The 22,461-nt window shown below is 67.5% G+C and carries 21 protein-coding genes and 1 tRNA gene; 14 read left to right on the forward strand and 8 right to left on the reverse strand.

The window, feature by feature from the left end; genetic code table 11:
• From RTM68_RS06600 to RTM68_RS06615, 4 genes are all read right to left on the reverse strand, one after another.
• Positions 1-843, reverse strand: an 843-nt coding sequence (locus tag RTM68_RS06600; RefSeq protein WP_312169421.1) for a hypothetical protein, incomplete at its 3' end; no start/stop codon positions are given.
• A complete protein-coding gene (locus RTM68_RS06605) occupies positions 837-1,373 on the reverse strand; it encodes a hypothetical protein (protein WP_312169422.1) in 537 nt (178 codons plus the stop codon). The genes RTM68_RS06600 and RTM68_RS06605, both read right to left, overlap by 7 nt.
• A 3-nt stretch (positions 1,374-1,376) precedes the next feature.
• Positions 1,377-1,823, reverse strand: a complete 447-nt coding sequence (locus tag RTM68_RS06610) for a hypothetical protein (protein ID WP_312169423.1) — start codon at positions 1,821-1,823, stop codon at positions 1,377-1,379.
• Positions 1,824-2,038: 215 nt separating this feature from the next.
• Positions 2,039-3,607, reverse strand: coding sequence for a DUF222 domain-containing protein (locus RTM68_RS06615; RefSeq protein WP_312169424.1), 1,569 nt, complete (start codon positions 3,605-3,607; stop codon positions 2,039-2,041).
• 97 nt (positions 3,608-3,704) lie between these two features.
• Here RTM68_RS06615 and RTM68_RS06620 point away from each other — a divergent pair, with 97 nt between their 5' ends.
• From RTM68_RS06620 to RTM68_RS06650, 7 genes are all read left to right on the forward strand, one after another.
• The gene (locus RTM68_RS06620) at positions 3,705-4,475 is read left to right on the forward strand and encodes an alpha/beta fold hydrolase (protein WP_312169425.1); all 771 of its coding nucleotides are present in this window, start codon (positions 3,705-3,707) and stop codon (positions 4,473-4,475) included.
• Positions 4,476-4,594: 119 nt separating this feature from the next.
• Positions 4,595-5,269, forward strand: a complete 675-nt coding sequence (locus tag RTM68_RS06625; RefSeq protein ID WP_312169427.1) for a phosphotransferase — start codon at positions 4,595-4,597, stop codon at positions 5,267-5,269.
• Between the two features lie 39 nt (positions 5,270-5,308).
• Complete coding sequence (locus RTM68_RS06630) at positions 5,309-7,120, forward strand: ABC-F family ATP-binding cassette domain-containing protein (protein WP_312169429.1); 1,812 nt, start codon at positions 5,309-5,311, stop codon at positions 7,118-7,120.
• A gap of 202 nt (positions 7,121-7,322) precedes the next feature.
• Entirely contained in the window at positions 7,323-9,125 is a 1,803-nt protein-coding gene (locus RTM68_RS06635) for a Na+/H+ antiporter (RefSeq protein WP_312169430.1), read from the forward strand.
• 93 nt (positions 9,126-9,218) lie between these two features.
• Positions 9,219-10,142 (forward strand): MetQ/NlpA family ABC transporter substrate-binding protein, encoded by a 924-nt coding sequence (locus tag RTM68_RS06640; protein ID WP_312169431.1) that lies wholly within the window; start codon positions 9,219-9,221, stop codon positions 10,140-10,142.
• Positions 10,143-10,245: 103 nt separating this feature from the next.
• Positions 10,246-11,289 (forward strand): methionine ABC transporter ATP-binding protein, encoded by a 1,044-nt coding sequence (locus tag RTM68_RS06645; RefSeq protein WP_312169433.1) that lies wholly within the window; start codon positions 10,246-10,248, stop codon positions 11,287-11,289.
• Positions 11,289-11,948: a methionine ABC transporter permease gene (locus tag RTM68_RS06650; RefSeq protein WP_194763560.1), complete on the forward strand. Its 660-nt coding sequence runs from the start codon at positions 11,289-11,291 to the stop codon at positions 11,946-11,948. The genes RTM68_RS06645 and RTM68_RS06650 overlap by 1 nt, the downstream gene beginning before the upstream one ends.
• Here the strand turns inward: RTM68_RS06650 and RTM68_RS06655 are convergent.
• Both RTM68_RS06655 and RTM68_RS06660 read right to left on the reverse strand, forming a co-directional pair.
• Positions 11,935-12,858 carry a pseudouridine synthase gene (locus RTM68_RS06655; protein ID WP_312169450.1) on the reverse strand — a complete coding sequence of 308 codons (924 nt, stop codon included), beginning with the start codon at positions 12,856-12,858 and terminating at the stop codon, positions 11,935-11,937. The two genes, RTM68_RS06650 and RTM68_RS06655, sit on opposite strands and share 14 nt — an antisense overlap.
• 18 nt (positions 12,859-12,876) lie before the next feature.
• Complete coding sequence (locus tag RTM68_RS06660; protein ID WP_194763559.1) at positions 12,877-13,371, reverse strand: MarR family winged helix-turn-helix transcriptional regulator; 495 nt, start codon at positions 13,369-13,371, stop codon at positions 12,877-12,879.
• 72 nt (positions 13,372-13,443) lie between these two features.
• Here RTM68_RS06660 and RTM68_RS06665 point away from each other — a divergent pair.
• From RTM68_RS06665 to RTM68_RS06690, 6 genes are all read left to right on the forward strand, one after another.
• Positions 13,444-13,515 (forward strand) — tRNA-Gln (locus tag RTM68_RS06665).
• A gap of 1 nt (position 13,516) precedes the next feature.
• Positions 13,517-14,947 (forward strand): bifunctional UDP-N-acetylglucosamine diphosphorylase/glucosamine-1-phosphate N-acetyltransferase GlmU, encoded by a 1,431-nt coding sequence (gene glmU, locus RTM68_RS06670; protein ID WP_312169436.1) that lies wholly within the window; start codon positions 13,517-13,519, stop codon positions 14,945-14,947.
• Between the two features lie 9 nt (positions 14,948-14,956).
• Complete coding sequence (locus tag RTM68_RS06675; RefSeq protein WP_312169438.1) at positions 14,957-15,991, forward strand: ribose-phosphate diphosphokinase; 1,035 nt, start codon at positions 14,957-14,959, stop codon at positions 15,989-15,991.
• A gap of 85 nt (positions 15,992-16,076) precedes the next feature.
• Positions 16,077-16,550: a hypothetical protein gene (locus RTM68_RS06680; RefSeq protein WP_312169440.1), complete on the forward strand. Its 474-nt coding sequence runs from the start codon at positions 16,077-16,079 to the stop codon at positions 16,548-16,550.
• 18 nt (positions 16,551-16,568) lie between these two features.
• Positions 16,569-17,423 carry an FAD:protein FMN transferase gene (locus RTM68_RS06685; RefSeq protein ID WP_312169442.1) on the forward strand — a complete coding sequence of 285 codons (855 nt, stop codon included), beginning with the start codon at positions 16,569-16,571 and terminating at the stop codon, positions 17,421-17,423.
• 28 nt (positions 17,424-17,451) lie between these two features.
• On the forward strand, positions 17,452-19,026 hold the full coding sequence (locus RTM68_RS06690; RefSeq protein WP_312169444.1) for a flavodoxin reductase: 1,575 nt from the start codon (positions 17,452-17,454) through the stop codon (positions 19,024-19,026).
• Positions 19,027-19,053: 27 nt separating this feature from the next.
• Here RTM68_RS06690 and RTM68_RS06695 read toward each other — a convergent pair whose 3' ends face one another.
• Positions 19,054-20,523 carry an ATP-binding protein gene (locus RTM68_RS06695; protein WP_312169445.1) on the reverse strand — a complete coding sequence of 490 codons (1,470 nt, stop codon included), beginning with the start codon at positions 20,521-20,523 and terminating at the stop codon, positions 19,054-19,056.
• Between the two features lie 26 nt (positions 20,524-20,549).
• Positions 20,550-21,278, reverse strand: coding sequence for a response regulator transcription factor (locus RTM68_RS06700; protein WP_312169446.1), 729 nt, complete (start codon positions 21,276-21,278; stop codon positions 20,550-20,552).
• Between the two features lie 166 nt (positions 21,279-21,444).
• On the opposite strand from RTM68_RS06700, the gene RTM68_RS06705 reads away from it, so the two are divergent.
• Positions 21,445-22,461: ABC transporter permease (locus RTM68_RS06705; RefSeq protein WP_312169447.1), on the forward strand; the 1,017-nt coding region annotated here is incomplete at its 3' end.

The following is a 22,461-nucleotide window of genomic DNA, read 5'->3' on the forward strand; positions in this document are numbered from 1 at the left end:
GGTGTGGGCGACGAGGGCGGTGTGGGCTTCGAGGATGCGGATCTCCTGTGGTGTGCCGATTGTGGTGATCTCGCCGGGGAGGGGGATCCATCCGGTGCCGAAGTCGACCTCTGCTGTGTACGCCACATCGACACGGGCGAGATAGTTACCCCGCTCCTGGTACACGTGGGTGGTGGGCGTGGGAGTGAACTGCGCCTGACCGAGCTCCTGCCACGTGCGTCCCGGCACTGCCGTGCTCGAGGTGCTGCGGTCACCGTAGTCGTAGAGGTAGGTGGTGGGGGAGAACCGGACGGTCAGCGCGATGCCGAACAACTCGCCGGTCTGAGTGTGGACGTCTGCCGCTGCGATGAAGTTCGCGGGGAGGCCGGCGATGCCGACGTTTCCGGGATCTGCGCTCGCTGTGAGGGGCGGCGGTGCGAACTGCGCCAGCTCTGTGATGGTGATCGTCGGCGTCTCGGCTTCTGCGGGCGCACCGTCTTCGCGAATCGGGGCCGGCCCGCTCGGACGGGTGGGCGTATGGCAGCGCACGGTACCGGAGTCGTCCATGCAATCGGCGAGGCGGATCGCGCGGTCGCTGGGCGGTGCGGGCTCGGTCGGTGCCTGAGGCGTGCCGTCGTTGTCGCGAAGGCTGCGGGCGTCGGGTGTGCCCGGGATGTTCGGAACTGCCGGGATGCCGGAGTGCTGCTGGGTGCCGGAGATGGTCAGAGTCGAGCCGTTGGTTGAACCGCAGAGGCCTGCGGCCGCCCATTGGCCATCGCAGTTCGAAGTGTCCGTGGAGACCAGTATCGAGGACAGCAACGAAACGATGACCACCCAATCTCCGACTGCGACTCGGTTCAGCATTGCTCACCCTCGACCAGGCTTGAGTTCGCGATCTGCAACTCGGGCTCCGGCCAGACAAATGTCACGGTCAAAAGAACGCGCGGCATTCGATCCACTGGAGTTTCATCGACCCCGTCCTTCGTCATCACACGTGTTCCGCTCACATCCAGGCAAACCTCGGCCGTGATGCTCCCTGCGTCCATAGCAGCAGACTCGCCGTGAAAGAAGATGATCTGTCCGTCTCCAAGTAGTTGCAGACCGCGCTGATCGAAGTACTGTGCCGCGTCTATGTCGCTTTCAAGCGCAAGGCCGGTGAGGTACATGGTCGGATCGGCCTTCGCGTCACCACCACGCTTCGCATTCAACGCATCGTTGTACGCCCGGTACACCTCCTCCGCGGCGGCGAAAGCTTCCGCTTCCGAGGCGAAGGCAGGCGTGGGTGTGGGACTCGGCTTCGGCTCAGGGGCGCACCCGACGAGCGCCGCGAGGATCATGCCCGTGCAGATCATCACCGACACCAGGCTTCTTGTTCGCATTGCGCGGGTGGGCACGGCTCACCCTTCGTACACGTCGATGTCGAGGATCTCTTCACATTCGTCGACAGGTATCGCGAAGGATGAGCCGATCACCAGGCGATCACCGACTGTGACGAACTCCATACTCTCCTGCTCGTATCTCGGAGACTTCGTCTGAGGCGAGATCACCTGTCCCTGCTCGTCGATCACTTCGTAGTCCGAGTAGTCGGTGCACGCGACAGCTTTGATCATTCGCGGTCCCTCGACCTGTGTTGCGAAGAACTCCATGACCTCAGGACGTCCTCGGGTGGTGATGCCGTCTTGCCCTAAGCGATCGAAGGCTGCGCTCAACTCTGAGTACATGTCCGGCGTCATGAGCTCCGCAAGGCGCTCGAACTCGGCGCGGTCGGTGAGGTCGATCATGCCCAGTGCATCGAGGTATCCGCGATAGATCACCTCGGCTCGTGCAGCCGCATGCTCCGTCATCGGGGTCGCGTCTCGCGGTGATTCTGGTGCTGCGGCCGGTGTGCACGCTACGAGAGATGTTGCGAGCAGCAGGACTGCGAGAACGTACGTGGAGATCGAGTGATTCTGCGGGGTCATCGCGCCACCGTAGTGAAAGCACGACTGTTCCGGCCGGAGTTATCCACAGATGGCGCCGCCGATCCACGCAACGCATGACGGGTCGCGGAGAAGGGGTCTCAGAACGGCGCTGCGGCCTCGGCAGCCTCGCCAGCCCCGGTGGCGTTGCTGGTGAAGGTGACGGTGTTTTGGGGTGGTGGGGTGTCGGTGTAGGTCTTCCCGGTGGGGCTGGTCCAGACGAGTACTCCGTTCTGTCTTTGTTCAACGTGCCAGGGGGTGTGGTGTTTGAGCACGTGGTGGCGTCGGCAGAGGGTGGCGAGGTTGGTGTGGGTGGTGCCGCCTCCGGTGGAGGCGGCTTGAGTGTGGTCGAGGTCGCTTTTGCGTGCCGGGATACCGCAGCCGGGGAATCGGCATCGCGTGTCGCGGGCGCGGAGGTGTCGCCGGAGGTGCTTACTGGGGCGGTAGCGGTCGACGCTGAGCGCGCCGCCTGTGACGGGGTGAGTGAACACCCGGTCCCATCCGGAGGCGTTGCCGGCGAGATGCCGGGCCGTGTCGGAGTCGATCGGAACGACGCCATCCAGTTCAGCTGGTGGTGGTGCTGGCTGTCGAGACGGCTGTGGCGATGGCTGTGGCGACGGTGGCGAGTGAAGGTTCGAAGCGCCTGCGCCTGTGTGCGGGGCTGAGCTGGTCTCGTCGGCGTCGGCGTCGGCATCGGCGTCGGCGTCGTCGGCGTCAGTGTCGTTGCTGTCGTTGCTGTTGTCGGTGTTGTCGGTGTTGTCGGTGTTGTCGGTGGCGGTGTCGTCCGAGTGGTCGCCGGTGTCGGTGCGAGTGTCGGTGTGGTCGGTGTGGATGAGGGTGGTGATGGGGACGGTGATGGTGATGTGGGCGCGGAGTTCTGTGAGGAGGGCGTCGGTGCTGTCGTGTCCGGTGGGGGTGCCGGTGAGGACGAGGTCGGCGAGTAGGTCGGCGCGGATCTCGTCGACGGTGCGGGTGTCGGGGGTGTGGTCGTTGCCTGCGCGGCGGGCGTCGCGGGTGGCGCGGAGGTTCTCGGTGCGGATCAGGTGTGCCAACTGTGAGAGTCGGTCGAACATGCCGTGTACGAGGGCTGCGGGGGCGTGGGTGTGCAGGGCGGCCATCCCGTCGTCGCTTTCTGTGACCCAGACGCGTCGGTGGGTGCGTGCTTTCCGGTGTCGGGAGGTGATCGTCGTGGGGGCGAACCGTTCGGCGATGCGTCGGGCCAGGGGGCGGAGCCGGTTGGGGGATTCGTGTTCGGCGAGCGGGATCAGGATCGCCGCGTAGTCGGTGCGAGCGGTGTCGGACAGGTGGGAGCCGGCGTCGGTGATCACCCGGGAGTGGGCGGCGCTGATGCGGCCGGTGCCTTGGGCTGCCCATACGGTCGGGAACAGGTCGACGAGCACGGTCGCTGCGGCCATGCGCCGCTCGATCGTGCGATCGCTCGCCCGTTGCACCGTCGCGATCTCGGCCGCGACGGTGCGGATGGAGTGATCGCCCCGATCCGGGTGATCACCCTGTTTCGCGATCTCGATCGCGAGGCGCCCTGCCATGGCGAGCAGCCCGTCACGCGCGGCGTGCATGCTGCTCACCGTCGCTTCCGCGACGCGCAGCGCCTCCACCAGGCCGGCGAGGGTCGCCATCTGGGAGTCGGTCGCATCGAGCAGCGCTGTCATGGGACAAGTAGATCACCCATCACCGACATTCGAAAGAAGTTTCGAATGTATTCCAGAATGCGCATAAAACTCCGACCAGGCGTGCTTAACTCGCCTCATGCTCCTCCACGCCGTCGACACACCACCCAGCAGGTCGGGCGACCTTGGCCACGGCCCGCCCGTCGTCGTCCTTCTGCACGGCATGATGGGATCGTCGGAGAGCTGGTGGCGCGTCGTCCCGCTCCTTACGGCTCGCGGACACCGTGTCCTCGCGATTGATCTCCCCGGTCATGGCCTGTCGCCGCGGGATCCATCGCTCACGATCGAGCAGGCGGCGGCCTCCGTCGTCGAGACGATCGCGCACCTCGCTCCGGGAGAAACGATCATCGCCGTCGGACACTCATACGGAGCCACCGTGCTTGCCGAAGCCGCGCAGACCGTCAAACCGCACCTCGCTGTGTATGTCGACGCAGGTCTGGCGTTGCGTGGAGGGGGCGACCGCCACACACTCGTGACCCAGTACGAGCGCGATCGACAGACGCGGATGTCAGCCGACACGTTGCGCGCCATACGCCCGTTCTACTCGGAGAAGGATGCCCAGGTAGAGGCGCGTGCCGCTTCACGATTCGATCCCGAGACCATGGCGTCGATCTCGTGTGGAGACGATCACAGCTGGATACCCGAGCCGGGATCCATCCTCGTGCACGCCCAACCGAGCGCGTGGGTGTCGCCGGACGACCTCCGACGCTTCGCGAGCGTTGGGGTGCAGGTGCGCGGGATAGCGGGGGCAGCTCACTCCGTCTGGTTCAGCCACTTCGCGGAGTTCACGGCATCCCTCCCGGAGCTGTTCGGACCGACGCCGGACAAGTCGACAAGCCCGAGGAGATGACGACCATGAATCCACCAGCAGATAGGGTGCTCGCTGAGTTCGGCGTCACACCGAGGCGTGGAGATACGCTGCGAAAGCTCGCGGGTGGGCGCGGTCTGACATGGCGCATAGGCGATACTGTGCTGCGCCCCTCTGCCGCAGATGGCGAGACCTCGTGGAAGGCGGCTGTGCTGGCAGAGCTTGCTCACACCGATGCGTTCCGCACGCCTCGCCCGATCGTCGCCCGCTCGGGATCCTGGTCCGTAGACGGATGGGAGGCATGGCAGTGGGTGCCGGGTGACACCGACGAGAGTCGCGTCGACGAGGTGCGCGCCACAGGTGCGGCGTTTCATGAAGCGATCCGAGAGCTCCCACGCCCGGGCTTCCTCGACGTCGCAGATGACCCGTGGGCGCGGTCCGACAGGATCGCCTGGGAGGAAGAAGCCCTCCCACGAGAGCGCACACTCGAACGCCTCGCAGATGCCTTCGTGCCCGTCACCGCCCCATCCCAGATGATCCACGGCGACCTCCTGGGCAACGTCATGTTCGCCCAGGGGCACCCGCCGTCGATCATCGACTGGGCTCCGTATTGGCGGCCCGTAGGGTTCGCCGATGCGATCGTTCTCGCCGATGCGGCATGCTGGCACGGCCTCGATGCCCAGGAGATGCGCCGGTCGGCCGAAGGCCTGCCAGAGGGGCGGCAGCTCCTGATCCGGGCGCTCGTCTTCCGAATCGCGACGTTCCACTTGCTCGGTCGCTGGGATGCGCAGATGGAGGCGCATCACGAAGCCGCGATCGGGGTCGCGCTCACCTGACCGGCCCGCACAGCCCGCGCGACTACCCTGGAGAGCGATATGGCACATCTTCTCGGGGCTGAGGCCCTTCATCTCGAATATCCGACGAGGGTCGTCTTCGACTCCGTGACCCTCGGCATCGAAGAAGGTGACCGCATCGGCATCGTCGGCCGCAACGGCGACGGCAAGTCGAGCCTGCTCGGCATGCTGGCCGGCATAAAGGAGCCGAACTCCGGCCGGGTCACGGTGCGCGGCGGCACGACCATCGGCGTGCTCGACCAGGCAGACACCCTCAGCGACGACCTGACCATCAGCGCGGCAGTCGTGGGCGACACTCCTGAGTACGAATGGGCGGGCGACCCCCGCATCCGCGACGTGATCGAGGGTCTGCTGAAGGACCTGCCCTGGGACGCCGAGATCGGCTCGCTCAGCGGCGGCCAGCGCCGTCGCGTGTCGCTCGCCAAGCTGCTGACCGGAGACTGGGACGTCATCGCTCTCGATGAGCCCACAAACCACCTCGACGTCGAAGCCATCACCTGGCTTGCCGGGCACCTCAAGAAGCGATGGAGCGCCAACGCCGGCGCGCTCATGGTCGTGACGCACGACCGGTGGTTCCTCGACGAGGTCTGCACCGAGACCTGGGAGGTGCACGACCGTATCGTCGAGCCCTTCGAAGGTGGATACGCGGCATACATCCTGCAGCGCGTCGAGCGCGACCGCATGGCGGCGGCCACCGAAGCCAAGCGGCAGAACCTCGCCAAGAAGGAGCTCGCCTGGCTTCGTCGCGGAGCGCCCGCCCGCACCGCGAAGCCGAAGTTCCGCATCGATGCGGCCAACGAGCTGATCGCCGACGTTCCTGAGATCCGCGACAAGATCTCGCTGCAGTCGCTCGCCGTCTCGCGTCTCGGAAAAGACGTCGTCGACCTGCTCGACGTCGGAGTGACCTACCCGACCGCCGACGGCGGCGAGCGCGAGGTGCTGCGCGACGTCGAATGGCGCATCGCACCGGGGGAGCGGACCGGAATACTCGGCGTCAACGGCGACGGCAAGTCGACACTGCTCGGCCTCATCTCAGGCACGGTCGAACCCACCGTCGGACGCGTGAAGCGCGGCACGACCGTCAAGGTCAAGACGCTGACCCAGCGCCTCGACGAGCTCGAGGACGTGCGCCGCGAGCCGGTGCGTGTCGTGATCTCGCGGCTGCGCACCTCGTACACGATGGGCTCCGGCTCGAAAGCGCAGGAGCTCACCCCGGGGCAGCTGCTCGAGCGGCTCGGTTTCGATTCCGCCCAGCTCTCCACGCCGGTGAAGGATCTCTCCGGAGGCCAGCAGCGTCGGCTCCAGTTGCTGCTCGTGCTTCTCGACCAGCCCAACGTGCTGATCCTCGACGAGCCGACCAACGACCTCGACACCGACATGCTCGCGGCGATCGAGGACCTGCTCGACTCGTGGTCGGGAACCCTGCTCGTCGTCAGCCATGACCGGTACTTCCTCGAGCGCGTGACGGATCAGCAGTTCGCCATCCTCGACGGACACCTGCGGCACCTCCCCGGAGGCGTCGACGAGTACCTGCGTCTGCGGCACTTGCAGACCTCTGCACCCGGGAAGTCGCAGACGGCCGTCAACACCGAGAAGAAGGCCCCCAGCCTCGACGGCGCGGCCCTGCGGGCAGCGCAGAAGGAGGTCGCGGCGCTCGAGCGCCGCATCCAGAAGCTCACTCAGCAGGTCGACAAGGCGAAGACCGCTCTCGCCGATCACGATCAATCGGACTTCGCGGGACTCGGCGAGAAGATGAAAGCGATCAGCGATCAGCAGGCCGAGATCGAGGAACTCGAACTCCGCTGGTTCGAGCTGACGGAAGAGCTCGACTGACGGAAGAGCTCGACTGACGGAAGAGCTCGACTGACGGAAGAGCTCCACTGAGCGAAGTGCCCAGCTGAGCGAAGAGCCGATCTGACCCTGGCGAACGCGCGGCCGCGGGAATACCGTTGCCCTGCGAGACGCTGTGCTCTGGGCGGGGTTCGATACCGACAGGGATCGCACAGCATGATCCTGCGGTACCCGGGAGGTTCACATGGAAGGACTCGAGGTCACCGTCCTGATCGGACTCACGATCCTCGTCGGTGCGTTGATCGCGCCCCGCGTGCGGTTGGCGTTGCCCCTGGTGCTCGTGATCCTCGGGCTGTTGCTCGGGTTCGTCCCGCAGCTGCGTGAGATCCAGCTGCCGCCGGAGACCGTGCTGCTGCTGTTCCTCCCCGTGATGCTGTTCTGGGAGAGCCTCACGACGTCGCTCCGTTCCATCCGCCGCGATTTCCGTTATATCCTCCCCATGAGCACGGTGCTCGTCGTGGCATCCGCTTTCGCCGTCGCGGGTGTCGGGCTTCTGTTCGGGATGCCGTGGGAGACCGCACTCATCCTCGGAGCAGCCGTCGCCCCGCCGGATGCCACGGCTGTCGCCGCGCTCGGTCGACTCCTGCCGCGGCGGATGTTCATGAAGCTCAAGGCCGAGAGCCTGACCAACGACGGCACCGCGCTGGTGCTCTACGCCATCGCCGTGTCTCTGGCTCTCGGCGGCAACATCACGCCGCTGTCAGTCACGATGTCGGTACTCACCTCGTACATCGGCGGCATCGCGGCGGGAGCCGTGATCGCCGCGCTGGGCTACCTGCTGCTGCGTCGCACGTCGTCGACGGTCGTGATCAACGTCACCCTGCTTCTCGTGCCGTTCTCCGCGTTCCTGCTCGCCGAGATCGTGCACGCCTCCGGTGTTCTCGCCGTCGTCGTCGCCGGGCTCATCGTCGCGTACGTGTCGCCCCGCGTCACCACAGCCTCGTCGAGGCGTCAGGCCGACGCCGCCTGGCCGTTCGGGGTCTTCCTGCTCAACGGCGCCCTCTTCGTGCTGATCGGCCTCGAGGTGCAGTTCGTCGCGCACGAGATCTCGGCAGCGGCGATCGGCCGACTCGTCCTCATCACCCTCGGGGTGTGGGCGACGCTGCTGGTCGTGCGCTACCTGTTCCAGCTGATGAACATGCCTTTCCAGCGCCGAACCGGCCCCCGGCCCTCGAAGGGTGCGAGAGCCCGCTCGATGGCGGTGTCGACCGTCGCGGGGATGCGCGGTGCCGTATCCCTCGCGATCGCGCTGTCGGTTCCGGCGGCCAGTGCGACGGAGGGGGAGATCGCCGGACGTAACGAGATCGTCTTCGTCACTGCGGGTGTGATCCTGCTGAGCCTCCTCGTGCAGGGGCCGCTGCTGCCCGCGATCGTCCGCTGGGCGCGGTTCCCCGTGGACCACGCAGAGGACGAGGAGTACGAGCTCGCCGAACGTGCCATCTCCGGTGCGGCCCTCGCCGCGCTCGACGACCTCGCCACCGAGCACGGCATCGGCCAGGAGATCCGCGACAAGGTCCGCGCGGAGGGCTATCAGATGCTCGAGTTCTCGAACGCCCGTGCGCTCGCGCGCGAGCAGGAGATCGTGGATGCCGAAGCGCGTGCCCTCGACCAGCTCCTCGACGAGCCCGATCCGCTGGGAGCCACCGGTTCCGAGTCGACCGGCGGAGAGCTCGGCATCGGGGGAGTCCCGGCACGCGGGGCTCCGAGCGCAGACACCGACACCGTGGCCGCTCCCGACGGCGGTGATGTCGAAGTGCGGACGCTGCAGATGATCGCGACGTCCGCCGACGTCGACGTGATGCAGCGCTCGCCGCTGCTGCGCCACGAGGAGCACACGCGCCTCAAGCTGGCGCTGCTCGATCGCAAGCGCGAGGTGCTGCTCGGCCTACGGCGCAGCGGAACGGTCGACGACCTCGTGGTGCGCCGCATCTCGGCACGGCTCGACCTCGAGCAGGTGCGTCTGCAGGGCATCGAGGAGTACGACTGAGCGGCTGTGACGCTCTGTGACGTCACGATTCTTCGAGATCGTGTATGAATGCCTAACGTGTTCGAGTCCCCCAAGAGAGGAACCCGAACACCCATGTCCTTCACAGCATCCCGCCGGACCACGTCCGTCATCGCCGCGCTCGCCGCGGTCCCGCTCTTCGTCGCCCTCGCGGGCTGCGCGACGGCATCCTCCGACGCCGGCTCCGGCGACTCCGGATCCTCCGAGAACGAGACCGTCAAGGTCGGCGTCGTCGGCAAGGGCGACGCGCAGTGGGCGCCCTTCGTCGAGGCCGCGGCCGAAGAGGGCATCACGGTCGAACTCGTCGACTTCGGCTCCTACGAGCAGCCGAACCCGGCGCTGACCGAGGGTGAGATCGACCTCAACCAGTTCCAGCACATCGTGTACCTGGCCGATTACAACGTGAACTCCGGCTCGGACCTCACCCCGATCGGCTCGACCGCGATCTACCCGCTGGGTCTCTACTCGAAGAAGTACGACGACGTCGACAGCATCCCGGAGGGCGAGACCGTCGCTGTTCCCGATGACGCGTCGAACCAGGCCCGTGCCCTCCTCGTGCTCCAGTCGGCCGGTCTGATCGAGCTGAAGAGCGGTGGCACGATCTTCTCCGACGTCGCCGACGTCGACACCGACAAGTCCAAGGTCAAGGTCACGGCACTCGAGGCCGCACTGATCCCGACCTCGCTGCCCGATGTGGCCGCCGCGATCATCAACAACGACTTCGTGGAGGACTCCGGTCTGACCTTCGACGACGCGATCGCGCAGGACGACCCGGAGGACCCGAACGCGCTGCCGTACGTGAACATCTTCGCGTCGCGCGCCGAGGATGCCGACAACGAGACGTACCTCAAGCTCGTCGAGATCTTCCAGACGAACGAGGACGTGCAGGCCGGTCTGATCGAATCCTCGGGTGACACCGCGGTTCCGCTGCAGACGCCCGTCGAGGACCTCGTGTCGTCGCTCGAGAAGGTCCAGAAGGACACCGAAGCGCAGAAGTGAGTCCGGTGGGAGGGAAAAAACCTCCCGCCTGATGCGAGAGAATCGGGTGGCGCTGCGTGCGTCACCCGATTCTTCGTTCCCGAAGCAGACCGGAGCAGCACACATGCCCATCGTGAGCCTGACCAACGTGTCGAAGGCATACCCCTCCCGCACCCCGGGCGACGGCGAGATCGTCGCCGTCGACGACGTCACCCTCGACATCGAGAAGGGCGACGTCTTCGGCATCATCGGATACTCCGGTGCGGGCAAGTCGACACTCGTCCGCCTGATCAACGCACTCGAACCCGCGACCGGCGGCACGATCCTCGTCGACGGGGTGGATGTCACCGCGCTCCGCGAGAGCGAGTTGCGCAAGGTCCGCGGGGGGATCGGCATGATCTTCCAGCAGTTCAACCTGTTCGCCTCGCGCAGCGTCAAGGCGAACATCGCCTATCCGCTGAAGCTGGCGGGGTGGTCGAAGCCCGACATCGAGAAGCGCGTCACCGAGCTCCTCAGCTTCGTCGGCCTGGCCGACAAGGCCAAGGCGTACCCCGAGCAGCTCTCGGGAGGGCAGAAGCAGCGCGTCGGCATCGCCCGCGCTCTCGCCACCGACCCGGCGATCCTGCTCGCCGACGAGGCCACGAGCGCCCTCGACCCGCAGACCACCCACGAGGTGCTCGATCTGCTCAAGAGGGTCAACCAGGAGCAGGGCGTCACGATCGTGGTCATCACGCACGAGATGGACGTCATCCAGACCATCGCCACCAAGGTGGCCGTGATGGAGAACGGACGTGTCATCGAGCAGGGTGACGTGTTCGACGTGTTCTCGGCACCGCAGAATCCCGCCTCGCAGCGATTCGTCGGCACAGTCGTGAAGGGCATCCCGACACCGTCCGAGCTCTCGGTCCTCCGCGATCGGCATCAGGGGCGTCTCGTCACCTTCTCGTTCCGTGACGGCGACTCCTCGCAGGCGCAGGTGTTCCTCGATCTGGCCGGCGCGGGGCTCGACTTCGAGCTCGTCTACGGCGGCATCAACGACATCCGCGGACGTGCCTTCGGGCACCTCACGCTCGCGATCCGCGGGGACGGAGCCGTGATCGATCGCACGCTCGCCGACATCGCCGACCGCGTCGAAGTCACGGAGATCGCCGGAGAGGAGGCTCGCTGATGGATCGTCTGAACGAACTGTGGCCCGAGTTCTGGAAGGCCGCACTCGAGACGCTGTACATGACGTCGTTCGCTCTCGTGCTCGGCGGCATCCTCGGCCTCGCGATCGGCGTGATCCTCTACGTCACACGCCCGGGCGGTCTCGCGCAGAACAAGCCGGTCTCGGTCGTCGCGAACCTCGCCGTCAACTTCTTCCGCCCCATCCCGTTCGTGATCTTCATGGCGGTGGCGCAGCCGTTCGCGCGTGTGGTCGTCGGCACCGGCATCGGCACCACGGCGGGAGCCTTCATCATCGGTCTGGCCGCTGCCTTCGCGATCGGCCGCATCGTCGAGCAGCACCTCGTCTCGGTCTCGCCGGGGGTCATCGAGGCCGCTCGCGCGATGGGTGCCGGTCCCTGGCGCATCCTGTTCACCGTCGCGATCCCCGAGTCCCTCGGCCCGCTCATCCTCGGCTACACCTTCATCGTGGTCGCACTGATCGACATGACGGCGATGGCCGGTCTGATCGGCGGCGGTGGCCTCGGCGCCTTCGCGCAGATCTACGGTTTCCGGCAGTTCGAGCCGCTGGTCATGTGGGCGGCGATCATCCTCATCGTGGTGTTCGTGCACCTCGTGCAGATGCTCGGCACGCGCCTGGCGCGCAAGATCATGCGCCGCTGACAGGCGCTTCCTGCAGCGTGCGCGTCGTGGAGAACATCCGCGACGCGCCGCTCAGCGGATCCACGAAGTGCAGCTCGCGAGCGAGCAGCTGCATCGGCCGATCCAGGTCGTCGGGTGCCTCGCCGCGCAGCTCGGGGTAGAACGGGTCGTTCAGGATGCCGAGGCCCAGCGCTGCGAGGTGCACCCGCAGCTGGTGCATCTTGCCGCTGTGCGGGCGCAGCAGCGTGTGCACGACGCGTTCGTCGGCATCGATCAGATCGATCTGCGTCTCGGCGTTCGGCTCCCGCTGGTCGTCGACCTTCACCTTCAGCTCGTTGCGGAGCTTGACGATGTGGTTGCGGTAGACGAGCGGGAATCGCGAGGCGTCCCACTCCGCCGGGCGCGCGGACACCGCCTCGTAGACCTTCTGCACCTGCCGCTTCTCGAACATCAGCTGGTACGGAGCCCGGGTCTGCGGCCGCGCCGAGAACATGAGCACACCTGCGGTCGCCCGGTCGAGACGGTGGATGGGGGCCAGCTCGTCGTTGCCGAGCAGATTGCGCAGACGGATCAGTGCGGAGTTCTGCAGGAACTTCCCGCCGGGGATGGTCGGCAGGAAGTGCGGCTTGTCGATGACGACCAGATCGGCGTCCTGATGCAGGACCTCGATCTCGAGAGGCAGGTACGTCTCGACGGGCGGATCGCGGTAGTACCAGATGAACTCCTCGACCCCCAGCGGGGTCTCCCGCGTGAGCGGTCTGCCGTCGCGAGCCACGATCTCGCCGCGGTCGAAGCGCGAGAGCAGCCCCTCCGGGTCGAGGTGGAAGAAGCGCTCGATCATGTAGGCGCCGACGGTCGGCCATTCGCCGCTCATCGGCACGTGCAGGCGCGTCGCGCCGACTCCGTCGCGCACGGGAAGAGGGGAGAGCATCGCCATGTCGTCCGACCCTCACGCGTCGAAGCTGAGACTGAGCTTGCGCAGCAGCGCGGCCAGCCGGTCTCGATCCCCGCGTGACAGGGCCTTGAGCAGTTCGGCCTCGACGTCGACGAGGCGGGTGATCGCGGCATCCACCCTGATGCGTCCGTCGTCGGTCAGTGTGACGAGCACGCTGCGGCCGTCTGCAGGGTCTGCTTCGCGGCGCACGAAGCGCCGGCCCACCAGGCGGTCGATGCGGTTGGTCATCGTGCCGCTCGACACGAGCGTCTGCTGCAGCAGCTGCTTGGGGGAGAGCTGGAAGGGCGTTCCCGCCCGGCGCAGCGCCGACAGGACGTCCCACTCCCAGGCCTCGAGATCGCTGCGACGGAAGACGTCGCGCCGGGCGCGATCGAGCAGGCGGGTCAGCCGATCCATCCGCGACAGCACCTCGAGGGGTGAGAAGTCGAGGTCGGGACGCTGCGTGTTCCAGGCGCCGACGATCCGGTCAACCTCATCCGCCTCAGTCATCCGTCCATTATCGCCGGTAGCAGGCATGCGGACGTGGCAGACTTGACCCCGCGGCTCTCTCGGGGGCCGTGGTCCGCCGTGGTGTAATGGCAGCACGACAGCCTTTGGAGCTGTGAGGTCTAGGTTCGAGTCCTGGCGGCGGAGCATGACTGGGAACAAGCTCGCCATCATCGTCCTCGCCGCGGGGCAGGGCACGCGCATGCGCTCTCGCCTGCCGAAGGTGCTGCATCCGATCGGCGGGCGACCCCTGGTCGGGCATGTCCTGACCACGGCCACGCGACTGGGCGCCGACCACATCGAGGTCGTCGTGCGGCATGAGCGTGATCAGGTCGTCGCGGCGCTCACCGAGGCCTACCCGGCCGTCGTGTTCGTCGATCAGGACGAGATCCCCGGCACCGGTCGCGCGGTGCAGGTGGCGATCGATCAGCTTCCCGCCGACTTCGACGGCGATGTCCTGGTCCTCTCGGGCGACTGCCCGCTCGCGGATGCCGACACCCTCTCGGGCTTCCTCGCCGAGCACCGCGCATCCGGAGCGCCGGCGACCCTCATGACCGCTGTGGTCGACGACCCGACCGGATACGGCAGGGTCATCCGTGACCTCGACGGCGGCGTCGACCGCATCGTCGAGCAGAAGGATGCGGATGCCGACGAGGCGGCCGTACGCGAGATCAACGCCGGCATGTACGTCTTCCGAGCGGCGACCCTGCGCACCTACCTGCCCGAGATCGGCGTCGACAACGCGCAGGGCGAGATGTACCTCACCGACGTCCCCGGCCTCCTCCGTCGCGACGGTGACCGTGTCGCCGCCTCCGTCGTCTCCGATGTGACCGTCACCTACGGCGTGAACGACCGCGCGCAGCTCGCGCTGGTGGGGCGCCTCCTCAACGACCGGATCGTGCGCCGCTGGCAGCTCGAGGGCGTGACGATCATCGACCCGGCGACGACCTGGATCGATGACGATGCGAAGCTCGCCCCGGATGTGACGATCCTCCCGAACACGCACATCCTGAAGGCGACGGTCATCGCCGCGGGCGCGATCATCGGACCCGACACGACTCTCGTCGACTGCGAGGTGGGGGAGGACGCGATCGTCCGTCGGACCGACGCCACGCTCGCCGTGATCGGCGCCGAGGCCACCGTCGGCCCGTTCTCGTTCCTTCGCCCCGGCACCGTGCTCGGCGCCAAGGGCAAGATCGGCGCCTATGTCGAGACCAAGAACGCGGAGATCGGCGAGGGCAGCAAGGTCCCGCACCTCTCGTACGTGGGCGATGCGACCATCGGCCGCGGGGTGAACCTCGGCGCGAGCACGATCACGGCGAACTACGACGACGTGAACAAGCACCGCACCGTGGTCGAGGACGAGGTGCACACCGGCTCGCACACGACCCTCGTCGCGCCCGTTAGGCTGGGAGCAGGCGCCAAGACAGGTGCCGGCGCCGTGGTCCGCAAGGACGTGCCCGCCGGATCCCTTGCCATGAGCGTCGCCCCTCAGCGCAACATCGAGGGTTGGGTCGAGAAGAACAGGGCAGGCACGGGCGCGGCAGACGCCGCAGCCCGATCCCGAGTGGCGGAGTAGGCAAAAACGATGGCGCGCAAGAAGAAGACCGTCGATCTGGACCGGGACAACGGCATCGCCCCCGGACTGGTCGCCAAGACGAAGAAGCGGCTCATCGTCGCGGGTGGTCGTTCGCACCCTGAGCTGACCGCCGCCGTGGCTGCGGCGCTCGGCACCGAGGTGGTGCCGACCGAGCACCGCACGTTCGCATCCGGCGAGATCTACGCCCGGTTCGACGTCTCGATCCGTGGCTGCGACCTCTTCCTGATCCAGACCTTCGGCGAGCCGGTGAACGAATGGCTCATGGAGGCGCTGATCATGATCGACGCCGCCAAGCGCGCGTCCGCCAAGCGCATCACCGTCGTCGCTCCGTACTATCCGTACTCGCGCCAGGACAAGAAGGGCCGCGGTCGAGAGCCGATCAGCGCCCGCCTCGTCGCCGATCTGCTCAAGACCGCCGGCGCCGACCGCGTCATGAGCGTCGACCTGCACGCCGCGCAGATCCAGGGCTTCTTCGACGGCCCCGTCGACCACCTCTTCGCCAAGCCCGTGCTGCTCGACTACTTCGAGCGCACGCTGAGCCCCGCGGACCGCGAGATCCTCACGGTCGTGTCGCCTGACATGGGCCGCGTCCGCGTGGCCGACACCTGGTCCGACAGCCTCGGCGCCCCGCTGGCGATCATCCACAAGCGTCGTGACCCCAAGGTCGCCAACCAGGTCTCCGTCCACGAGATCGTCGGTGCCGTCGAGGGCCGCACCTGTCTTCTCGTCGACGACATGATCGACACCGGTGGCACGATCGTCAAGGCCGCCCAGGCGCTCAAGGCGAACGGCGCGCATCGCGTGATCGTGGCCGCGACCCACGCGATCTTCAGCGACCCGGCCTCCGAGCGACTGCAGGATGCCTCGATCGACGAGGTCGTCATCACCGACACGATTCCGCTGACCGAGTCGCGTCGATGGGACAAGCTCACGATCCTGCCGATCGCTCCGCTGCTCGCTCGCGCCATCCACGAGGTCTTCGAGGACGGTTCGGTCACGAGCATGTTCGGCGGAGACGCGTAAGCAACCCATATATCGGACACAGCCCGCACATAGATGCTGTCCCTACGGTCGAATCAACACACCGATCAAGGCCGGGAGGACCATCATGATCCGCACGACTGTACCGACTTCTGTTCGCAAGGGCGCAGCCATCGCCGGCGTCGCAGGACTCCTCGTCCTGGCCGGCTGCTCCGGCACGGCCGATGCCGAGGACACCTCGACCGGTGGGTCGACGAGCACCGACAGCAGCACTGACACGAGCACCGGTTCGGCTAGCTCGACCGAGTACGCCGACGGCACGTACACCGCCGACGGGTCGTACCAGACGCCTGAGACGGTGGAGGAGATCTCCGTGACCCTCACCATCGCCGACGGGCTGGTGAGCGAGGTCGAGGTCACGGGAGACCCGCAGGCCCGCGAGAGCGAGCAGTACCAGGGTCAGTTCATCGACGGGATCTCCGATGAGGTCGTGGGCAAGTCGCTCGACGAGATCGACGTCAGCAAGGTGGCGGGCTCCTCGCTGACCAGCGGTGGGTTCAACAAGGCCGTGGACGCGATCAAGGAGCAGGCGGCAGCCTAGTCGCCTGGACCCGCGAACATGGCGACCTGGCGTTTCGACGCGATCGGCACGCGCTGGGAGATAGAGACGCAGGACGAGCTCGGCCTGAGCGAGCGGGCGCTCGTGGACGCCGAGATCGATCGATTCGACCGCGAGTGGTCGCGATTCCGTGACGACTCCGCGGTGACCGCGGTGAGTCGCACCGGCGGCACGATCCTCTCGAGCGACGCCGGAGCGATGCTCGACGCCTATCGCGATCTGTCGCACGCGACCGCGGGAGCGGTGAATCCCCTCGTCGGCGACAGCCTCGGTGCGCTCGGATACGACGCGGATTACACGCTCGTCGCAGGGGCGCCGCTCGCGGCTCCGAGCGAGTGGACCGACCGCATCCGCTGGACGGCGGGGGAGGCGACGGCATCCGTGCCCCCTCTGCTCGATGTCGGAGCGCTCGGCAAGGGGCGTCTGGTCGACCTCGTCATGGAGACGCTGAGCGACGTGCCCGGCGATCTCGTGGTGGATGCCGGGGGCGACATGCGCGCTCGGGGCTCGACCGTGCGCGTGGGGCTCGAGCATCCGTACGACGCCTCGAAGGCCATCGGCGTCGTGGAGCTGCAGGATGCCGCGCTGTGCGCCTCGGCCGTCAACCGGAGAGCATGGGGAGAGGGGCTGCATCACGTGCTCGACGCGCGCACCGGCGTGCCGGTGCGCACCTGGGCGGCGACCTGGGCCCTCGCCCCGGATGCCATGCGAGCGGATGCCGTCGCCACGGCGCTGTTCTTCGACGGTGGTCCCGAGCTCGCGGCCCGCTGGGGCGTGCACTGGGTGCGGATGACGACGGATGGACGCGTCGAGCGCTCGCCCGGATGCCCCGCCGAGCTGTTCACCCGCCGATGAGGCGCTGAAGTAGGGAAGAGTGGAACCCGTGATCACCTCCATCACCGCTGCACGCCAGCGCGTCCTCGCGCTCCTCGGCGGCATCTCGATGTACCGCCTCGTTCTCTTCTCGCTGCTGATGCTGGCCGTCATCACCCTCGTGCTCTCCGCGGTCGGGATCATCGTGTCGCCGACGCCACTCGAGATCGTCGCCTCGTTCGCGGTTCTCGCGGTGGTGATCTCCGCCGTGGACGCGGCGGCACAGCGCGTGCTGCGGCTGCCGTGGAGGATCGAGTCGTCGCTCGTCACCGCGCTCATCCTGCTGTTCGTGCTGCGACCCGGCATCGAACCGCTGGCGCTGCTCGGACTCGCGATCGCCGGTGCCGTGGCGAGCCTGTCGAAGTATCTGATCGCCTGGCGGGGCAGGCACATCCTCAACCCGGCCGCGTTCGGGGCCGCCGTCGTGTCGATCCTCGGATCCTTCGGCGCCTTCGAGTGGCTGGGCACGTCATCATCGTGGTGGGTGGGCACGCCGTCACTGTTCATCCCCGTCCTCATTCTCGGGCTCGCGGTGCTGTGGCGCACCGAGAAGGTGCGCGTGGTCGCCGTGTTCCTTCTCGTCGCGGTGGCCGTCTCCGTCGTGCGGCAGGCTGTACAGGCCCAGGAGTTCGACATCGCGTTCGACCTCGGCACGGCGCTCTCGTTCGCACTGCTGCAGTCACCGTTCCTGTTCCTCGGTGCGTTCATGCTCTCCGAACCGCTGACCCTCCCGCCGCGTCGCTGGCAGCAGTTCTCCGTGGCTGCCCTCGTGGGCGTGCTCGCGGGGTGGCCGATCGCGATCGGCGGACTCTTCACACTCGGACAGGAACGAGCGCTGCTCATCGGCAACCTGCTCGCTTTCGCCTTCGCCCTGCGCGGCTCTGTGCGTCTGGTGCTCGAGAAGCGGCAGTTCATCACCCCGACCGCGCAGGAGCTGACGTTCCGTGCCAAGGGCAAGGTCCGCTTCCTCCCCGGGCAGTACCTGGAGTTGGACGTGCCGCATCACCGTCCCGACGCTCGGGGCACGCGCCGCGAGTTCAGCATCGTGTCAGCGCCGGCCGATCTGCCGACGCTGCGCATCGCCTACAAGAACGGTGACCAGAAGCATCCGTCGAGCTACAAGCGTGCGCTGGCCGCCGCGGAGCCGGGCGCCACGCTCGCGGTGACGGGCACCTGGGGCGACTTCCTGCTGCCGCGATCGGAGGCCCCCGTTCTGCTGGTCGCCGCCGGCATCGGCGTCACACCGTTCGTGTCGCAGCTCCGCCAGCTGCAGGCGACGGGGCAGCGGCGCGACGTGGTGCTCGTCTACGTGGCTTCCGACAGTTCGGAGCTCGCGTTCCGGGACGAACTCTCCGCCACCGGTGCCCGCGTCGTCGTGTTCACCCGCGACGAGCCGGCCGACCTTCCCACGCAGTGGACGTGGGCACAGGGTGCCCGGCTCGACGCGGATGCGCTGGAGCGCCACGTGCCCGACCTCGCGGAGCGCCACTCGTTCATCTCCGGACCGCCGCGCCTGATCGCCGACCTCGCGCCGGCATTGCAGAAGGCCCGCTCCCTCACGACCGACGCGTTCGCCGGCTACTGACCCCCGGGCGTCTCCGAGCCGAACCGGCTACTCGCCGGCCGCCGGATTCACGGGGATGCGCACGGTGAACGTCGTGTCACCGGGCTCGCTCGCCACGGAGATCTCGCCGCCGTGGCCCTCGACGATGGCCTTCGCGATCGCCAGGCCGAGGCCGGTGCCACCGGTCTGCCGGGCACGCGAGCTGTCACCCCGTGCGAAGCGGGCGAACAGCTCCTCGCGCACGGCCGGATCGATACCGGGTCCGTCGTCATGCACGCGGATGACGGCATCCTCACCCTCGCGGCTCACCCGGAGCGTGATCGAGGTGCCGGCCGGAGTGTGCGTCCTGGCGTTCGCGAGCAGATTGGCGACCACCTGATGCATGCGGCCCGCGTCGCCCATGATGACGATCGGCTCGTCGGGCACGTCGATGTTCCAGTGATGATCGACGGCCGTGGGGCGGGCGTCGGAGAGCCCTTCCAACGCCAGCTGGGTCAGGTCGACCGTGCCGTACACGAGCTCCCGGCCTTCGTCGAGACGGGCGAGCAGCAGCAGGTCCTCGACCAGACGGGTCATGCGCAGGGACTGCGCCTGGATGCGCTCGAGCGACGTCGTCGTGCCCTCGATCGCCGCCTCTCCGCCCTGCTGCTTCAACGCACGGAGCGAGAGCTCCGAGTATCCGCGGATCGACGACAGCGGGGTGCGCAGCTCGTGGCTCGCGTCGGCGACGAACCGTCGCATCCGCTCCTCGTTCTTCTGTCGCGCCGCCAGCGAGGTGTTCACGTGATCGAGCAGGGTGTTCAGCGACGCCCCGACGAGACCCGTCTCGGTGCGCGGGTCGGCCTCGGACGCCGGCACGCGCTCGGTGATCTGCACCTCGCCGCGATCGAGCGGCTGGTTGGCGACGCGCGTCGCGGTCGCAGCGACAGCGCGCCGCGGCCGGAGACCCACTCTGATGGTGATCGCGGTGGTCAGCGCGAGCAGGATCAGGCCGCCGAGGGTCGCGAGCACGATCACGGTGAGCAGTGTCGTCAGCTGGTTCTGGATGTCGGTGCGGGGCAGGCCGGTCACGACGTTCACGCCGTTGGGCGCCTGCTGCACGACGACGAGGTAGGAGCCGAAGTCGTCGAGGGTGACCGTGCCGACGCGGCGTCCGTCGAGCGCCGCGTCGATCCGCGCGAGATCCGCGCTCGTCAGGGTCTGCGAAACCCCGCTCAGTTCGCCCTTGGTGTCGGGGAAGACGACACCGCTGGTGCCGCCCGCGGTGCTCGACACGGCCATCAGGATGCCGGGCGGAACTCGCGAGCCCTGGCCCTCGAAGATGGCGTCGACATCGGCGTACTTCGCCGGCACGCCGCCGACCACCTGGGCCACCTGAGAGGTGTAGCCGGCCACCTTGTCCTGGAGCTGCTGTTCGAGCGTCCCACCCAGAAGAGCGCTCGTGATCACCGCGACGATCACGAGGATGAGCGAGACGAAGCCGATCACGGCTGTCATGAGCCGTGTCTGCAGGCTCATCGGCCGCGCTGTCATCCTCGTGGAGCTCACTGGGGCGCCTTGATCATGTATCCGACGCCGCGGACGGTGTGCAGCAGCGGGGTGCGCCCGGCGTCGATCTTCTTGCGCAGGTACGAGATGTACAGCTCGACGACCGACGACTTGCCGCCGAAGTCGTAGCTCCAGACCCGGTCGAGGATCTGCGCCTTCGACAGTACGCGGCGCTCGTTGCGCATGAGGTAGCGGAGCAGCTCGAACTCGGTCGCGGTCAGCTCGATCTCGGTACCGTTACGGACAACCTCGTGGCTGTCCTCGTTGAGCGTGAGGTCGGCGACGCGGAGGATCGACTGGCCGTCGTCGGCCGTGGCGTGCCCGGTGCGGCGGATGATCGCGCGCAGCCGGGCGATGACCTCCTCGAGGCTGAAGGGCTTCGTGACGTAGTCGTCTCCTCCGGCGGTGAGACCGGCGACGCGGTCGCCCACGGCATCCTTCGCCGTGAGGAAGAGCACGGGCACGAGGCTGCCGGATTCACGGAGGCGGCGCAGCACGGCCATGCCGTCGAGGTCGGGCATCATGATGTCGAGCACGAGAGCATCCGGTTCGAACTCCCGTGCCACCTGCAGGGCCTCGAGGCCGGAGGATGCCGTGCGCACCTCCCAGCCCTCCATGCGCAGGGCCATCGCGAGCAGGTCGGTGAGCATCTGCTCGTCGTCGACGGCGAGGATGCGCAGGGGAGAGCCGTCGGGGCGGCGCAGTTCGGGGAGATCGGTGCTCATGAGTACATTCTGCGGAATCACCTATGGGGTTTCTATGGAACGCGCTATGCGTCTGCTGTGAGGTGCGCATCCCATAGGTTTCTCATCACCCGTCCCTCGATCTCGCAAAAGTCCGCTCCTTAGCGTCATCATCGGCCCGCGAACGGCGCGCGGCGGAAGGAGACACATGTACGGCACTTATCTGCGGCGAGAGTTGGCGGGCCGCAAGAAGCAGACCTGGATCGTGGCGGTCGGGCTCGCGATCGCCATCGCGCTCGTGATCATCGTCAACGCCCTCACCGCGGGGGTGCGGGACGCGCAGGCGCAGGCATTGGAGTCCGTGTACGGCGTCGGCACCGATCTGACCGTGACGGGGGCCGCGGCGGAGCCGGGGGAGGGTGGCGGACAGCGCTTCGACTTCGGGGCGGACGAGGGAGCGACCGACGGCGACACGACCACGCTCAACCAGTCGACTCTGATGACGGACTTCATGCGGGGCACGCTCGATGCCTCGGTTCTCGACACGGTGGCGTCGACCGACGGGGTGACCGCCGCGACGGCGGCGCTCAGCCTCACCAACTCGACGTTCTCGGGCGAACTGCCCAGCGGGGGCTTCGGTGCGCAGGACGGCACGACCGACGGTGCAGCCCCGACGGACGGTACCCCCGCCGAGGGACAGATGCCGCCGCAGGACGGCGCCGGCGGTGGCGGATCGTTCGGCGTCGACTCGTTCACGGTGCTCGGAATCGACCCGGCGGCCGAGTCCGTCGGTCCACTCGCGTCCGTCGAGGTGAATGACGGTCGCGCTCTCGACAGCGGCGACGCCGGCGCGCTCGTCGCCCTCGTCGATGCGACGTACGCCTCGACCGCCGAGATCGCGGTCGGAGACACGATCGACGTCGCGGGCTCCGACGTCGAGGTCGTCGGCATCGTGGCATCCACCTCCTCCGCCGACACCGCGGCGAACGTCTACCTGCCGCTCGACACCGCGCAGGAGCTCTCGGGCGCGGGCGACGTCATCTCGACGGTCTACGTGCAGGCCGAGTCCGCGGCATCGATCGACGCGGTGCAGACCGCTCTCGCCGACGAGCTGCCCGATGCGACCATCACGTCGCAGTCCGAACTCGCCTCCACCGTGTCGGGGTCGCTCTCGAGCGCCACGTCGTTGATCACGAACCTCGGCACATGGCTGTCGATCATCGTG

This window comes from Microbacterium sp., assembly GCF_031988965.1.
Lineage (GTDB): Bacteria > Actinomycetota > Actinomycetes > Actinomycetales > Microbacteriaceae > Microbacterium.